General features: G+C 75.0%; 4 protein-coding genes and 1 pseudogene. All 5 read left to right on the forward strand.

Features of this window, described 5'->3' with window-relative positions; all coding sequences use genetic code 11:
• Window positions 1-42: 42 nt before the first annotated feature.
• Window positions 43-1,086: a tetratricopeptide repeat protein gene (locus ACFV5N_RS24875; protein WP_385603923.1), complete on the forward strand. Its 1,044-nt coding sequence runs from the start codon at window positions 43-45 to the stop codon at window positions 1,084-1,086.
• Window positions 1,083-2,096 (forward strand): polyprenyl synthetase family protein, encoded by a 1,014-nt coding sequence (locus ACFV5N_RS24880; RefSeq protein ID WP_385603926.1) that lies wholly within the window; start codon window positions 1,083-1,085, stop codon window positions 2,094-2,096. Before ACFV5N_RS24875 ends, ACFV5N_RS24880 begins: the two co-directional genes overlap by 4 nt.
• A 294-nt stretch (window positions 2,097-2,390) precedes the next feature.
• Complete coding sequence (locus tag ACFV5N_RS24885; protein WP_385603928.1) at window positions 2,391-2,948, forward strand: sigma-70 family RNA polymerase sigma factor; 558 nt, start codon at window positions 2,391-2,393, stop codon at window positions 2,946-2,948.
• Entirely contained in the window at window positions 2,945-4,141 is a 1,197-nt protein-coding gene (locus tag ACFV5N_RS24890) for a hypothetical protein (protein ID WP_385603930.1), read from the forward strand. Before ACFV5N_RS24885 ends, ACFV5N_RS24890 begins: the two co-directional genes overlap by 4 nt.
• A 35-nt stretch (window positions 4,142-4,176) precedes the next feature.
• Window positions 4,177-4,671: pseudogene (locus ACFV5N_RS24895) on the forward strand (hypothetical protein); the annotation flags it as partial.

The raw sequence follows: 4,671 nt of genomic DNA on the forward strand, positions 1-4,671 counted from the left end.
GCTATACATACTGAGTATACACCTCGTGTATAGTCGCCACGCATGTACGCCAAAGCGTTCGCGCCCGAATACCAGGGCGCGCTGACGACCCTGTCCGTGAACTCCTCCCTCACCGACGTGCTCGACCGCGCCACCGAACAGCTGCGCACCGCCGAGGCGGACGGTGACCAGCGCGAAGTCGCCCGCGCCGGGCTCGCCGTCGCCGAGGCGCACCGCCGCCTCGGGCAGGTGCCCCAGGCCGACGCCGCCTGGAAGGCCAGCTACCGCACCGCCCGCGCGGCCGGCGACCTCGGCGCCATGGCCTGGGCGGTGTGGAGCGGCGGCACCCTCGCCCGGCAGCGCGGCGCCCTCCCGCTCGCCCGCCGGCTGCTCGCCCTCGCCGCCGATCTCGGCAAACGCGGCGACGACGTCGTGGCCCGCGGCTACGCGCTCGCCGGACTGGCCGAAACCGGACGCATACAGGGGGACTTCCAGGCAGCGGGAAGACTGCACGAACAACTCCTCGCCGAGGCCCGCAAGCGCGGCGAGGCCCGGCACACGGTCTGGGCGCTGGAGGGGATCGCCCAGATCCACCGCAACACCGGGGACTTCGACCGCGCGCTCGCCCTCTTCGAGGAGGCCGCCGAGATCGCCCGCGGCGCCGACGACCGGCGCGGCTGGGCCTGGGCCCAGCGCGGCATCGCCGACATCGTCTCCGTCCGCGACGGCGACGCCGACCGCGCGCTGCGCATCCTGGAGAAGGCCGAACGCGCCTGCCGCCGGATGAACCTCACCTCCGCGCTCGCCTACAACCACAAGATGCGCGCCAACGTCCTCTTCCGCGCCCGCCGCTACCGGCAGGCCAGACGCGCCTACGAGGAGACGCTGGCCGAGTTCCGCGCCATCGACGAACTCCGCGGCCAGGCCCTGTGCCGCCTCGGCCTCGCCAAGACCCTGCACCGGCTCGGCGAGCACGACAGCGCCCGCACCGCCGCCGACCTGCGCGCCCTGCGCGCCGAGTTCCGGCGCATCGGGCTGTACCACGCCGCCGACATGACCGACAAGGCACTCGCCGCGCTCCATACCCCCGCCGAGGGAGCCCCATGATCCAGGAACTCCGGCCGCCCGCCGCCCTCGACGGCACCGCCGCCGACGCGCTCGCCCGCGCCCGCGCCCGTACCGCCCCCGCCCTCGACGCCGCCCTCGGCCAACTCGACCCCTGGCTGCGCGAGATGGCCGCCCACACCACCGGCGGCAAGGGACTGCGCCCCGCCCTCGCCCTGCTGGCCGCCGAAGCCGTCGGCGCCGACCCCGAGGACGCCCTGCCGGGCGCGGTGGCCGTGGAGCTGATCCACACCTTCTCCCTCGTCCACGACGACATCATGGACGGCGACGAACGCCGCAGATCCCGCCCCGCCGTGTGGAAGGCGTACGGCACCGGGCCCGCCGTCCTCGCCGGCGACGCGCTGCACACCCTCGCCCTCGACACCCTCCTGCGCTCCGGCGGCCCGCACGCCCACTCCGCCGTCCGCCACCTCGTCCACGCCCTCGGCGACCTGGTGCGCGGCCAGGCCGAGGACCTGCGGTTCGAAAGCCGCCCCTGGTACGGCCCCGGCGCCGTCACCCCGCACGCGTACCAGCGGATGGCCGAGCGCAAGACCGGCGCGCTGTTCGGCTGCGCCACCGCCCTCGGGGCCGTCCTCGGCGGCGCCCCGCACCGCACCGTCGAGGCACTGCGCCGCGCCGGCCGCCACGCCGGGGTGGCGTTCCAGGCCAGTGACGACGTGCTCGGCATCTGGGGCGACCCGGCGCTCACCGGCAAGCCGGTGTACGGCGATCTGCGCCGGGGCAAGAAGACCCTGCCGGTGCTCACCGCGCTCGCCGGCGCCCCGCCGGCGCACGCCCGGGCGCTGACCGAACTGCTGCTGGCCGCCGATGACCGACCCGCGGAGGCCGCCGCCCGTATCGAGGCCGCCGGGGGACGTACCGCCACCGTCGCCGAGGCCGACCGGCACCTGGGGATCGCCGGCCGCTATCTGAGCGCGGCCCCCCTCGACCCGGCCGCCCTCCGCGCATTGCGCAACCTTCTTTCTTTTCTCCCCGACCGGCACAGATGAACTCCGCGCGGGGCACGGAGAAATCCGTGCCCCGCGACGGGGCCGCACCCCTCCGAACGGGCAGCCGCGCCCCGCCCCCGGCCTGCGAAGGGGCCGCAAGCGGGCCCGTTCCCGGGCCTGTTGGCGCCCGGATACGGCCCGTATCCCGCCCGCCTCCGAAGAACCTCAGGTATCGGTCATAAAAAATCTGAGCTACATCTGAGCCTCATGGGCGGGATTTTCCCTTCGGTCTGGAGAAATATGGAGGCCGAATGAATACGCTCTCCAAGCCGTGCCGCTGAGGATGGAGCAACCATGCGTACCGCTCAACGCGATCCGGGCGAATTGCTGCACCGGCTCATCACCGGGTACCGCGCCCGGCTGCTGCGCTACGTGAACCGGCTGACGCTCGGAGACCCCCACCGCGCTGAGGACATCGTCCAGGAAGCCATGCTCAGGGTGTGGCGGCTGGCCGCACAGCACGCGCCGCCGGCCGACGCCCCCGAGGAGGAGCTGATATTCGACGAGGACCGGCTCGTCGCCTGGCTGTACACCGTCGCCCGCAACCTCGCCGTCGACGCCCACCGCCGCGACCGCACCGTCCCCATGGGCGTGGTCCCCGCTCCCATGCTCCAGCGCACCACCGAGACGGACGTCGCCGACACCGTGGTCAACCGCCATGTGCTGCACGGTGCGCTCGCCCGCCTCACCCCCGAACACCGCGAGGTCCTCGTGCAGGTCCACCTGTGCGACCGGTCCCGCGCGGATGCCGCCCGCGCCATCGGCGTACCCCAGGGGACCGTCAAGTCCCGTACCCACTACGCTCTGCTGGCCATGCGCCGCGAGATGCGACGGGAGAATGCCGCGGCATGAGAAACACCGACCCCTTCGAGTTCTTCAGCCAGCACCGCGAGACGATCTTCCGCATCTGCGGCATCATCGGCGCGCTGCTGATCGTCTTCCTCATCGTGCGGGCCATCGCCATGCGGATGGGCGGCTGGTCCGCCGCCTGGGCCCGCGTCAAGCGCGAACTGGCCGTGACCCGCAACGCGTTCGCCGCCCCGGTGCGCGCCTGGTTCCGGCACCGGCGCCGGCTGCGGCGGCTGGTGCACCACCTGGGCGCCCCGCTCACCTGGCGCGACGCCGAACGCGCCCTGGTCCGCGCCCGTCAGGAGGCCGCCCCCGCCCGCCCGTACGCCGCGCTCGTCGACGACCACGAGGTCACCGTCCTGCTCGCCGACTCCTCCGAGGCCGGCACCTGGACCATCGACCGCGCCGAACTCCCCGCCGTCACCCCCGACCCGGACGCCGTGCGCCCGGTGATCGTCGCGCTCGGCGCCAGCGAGGACGGCACCGGCCGCGCCGTCTTCCTCGATCTGGCCACCGGGCCCCAGCAGTTCGCGATCGAGGGCGACCAGCGCGGCGCCGCCGCCCTGCTCCAGGCCATCGCCGCCCAGCTCGACGTACGGCTGCCGGCCGGCCTGGTCACCGTCGCCGAGGGGGTCCACCGCAACCACCCGGGCGAGCCGGTGCGCAACGCCTACCGCGCCGCCCGCGAGACCGAACCGCACTTCGGCCTGGCACCCGTGCTCATCGCCACCGAACTGCCCGACCCGCTGCCGGTGGAGCTGAGCGCGCCGCCGTCCGCCGACCTGACCGTCCCGCGCGTCATCGTCACCGGACCAGGACGCGGCCACGTCCGCCGGCTGCTCGCCGACCGGCACGCCCGCGTCTACGTCACCGGCACCCCGCTGCTGCCGTTCTTCGACGCCCTCGGCCCCGCCCTGGCCCGCGTCCTGCCCACCATCCCGCCCGTCCTGCCGCCCGCACCGCCCACCGGCAACGCCGCCGGCGACCTCTTCGAGGAAGCCGAGGGCCAGGCCCAGCAGCAGATCACCCTGGCCAAGCCCCGCGCCGCCGAGCCCGCCGAGGTCCCGCTCGGGCGCAGCGCCGCCGCCCCGCTCGAATCCGTGGCCGACGCCGAGGCCGGCGAGACCTCCGCCGGCCGGGCCCCCGGCTCCGCCTCCACCTCCCCCTCCACCACCAGCCGCTCCCCGCAGCACTGAGCTGACCCGAGAGCGCCCGACGCCGCTGGACTCCCGTGAAACTGACCGTCTCCACCGCCGTCCCCGACGGCCCGCCCACCGACCACCTGCTGGACGTCCCCGAGGACGCCACCGTCGCCGACCTCAGCTCCGTACTCGGCGCCGGGCAGCTCTACCTCGGCGACCGGCAGCTCGACCCCGACGCCACCCTGGGCGCCAGCGGCATCCGCGAGGGCGCCCTGCTCGGCGTGGACGCCCCCGCCGGCCACGACAGCCGCTCCCTCACCCGCGCCTGGACCCCGCACCCCGGCGACGCCCCGCTGATCGAGGTACGGCACGTCTCGGGCCCCGGCGCCGGCCACGTCTGGCTGCTCGGCCCCGGCAGCCACGAGATCGGCACCGACCGCGGCTGCGCCCTGCGCCTGACGGGCGGCGGCGCCCCCGAGCGCGGCACCTGGATCACCGTCGCCGCCGACGGCGGCGTCAGCTTCCGGCTGCCCGAGGAGGCCGACCCGGAACGCTGCGGGCTGCGCAGCCTCACCCCGCCGCCG

The sequence above is a fragment of the Streptomyces sp. NPDC059853 genome (assembly GCF_042731495.1).
Lineage (GTDB): Bacteria > Actinomycetota > Actinomycetes > Streptomycetales > Streptomycetaceae > Streptomyces.

What these genes read in the sequence shown, in the direction of transcription:
- ACFV5N_RS24885 (WP_385603928.1), top strand. Translation starts at nt 2,391, where the DNA reads ATGCGTACCGCTCAACGCGATCCGGGCGAATTGCTGCACCGGCTCATC.
- ACFV5N_RS24875 (WP_385603923.1), top strand. Translation starts at nt 43, where the DNA reads ATGTACGCCAAAGCGTTCGCGCCCGAATACCAGGGCGCGCTGACGACC.
- ACFV5N_RS24890 (WP_385603930.1), top strand. Translation starts at nt 2,945, where the DNA reads ATGAGAAACACCGACCCCTTCGAGTTCTTCAGCCAGCACCGCGAGACG.
- ACFV5N_RS24880 (WP_385603926.1), top strand. Translation starts at nt 1,083, where the DNA reads ATGATCCAGGAACTCCGGCCGCCCGCCGCCCTCGACGGCACCGCCGCC.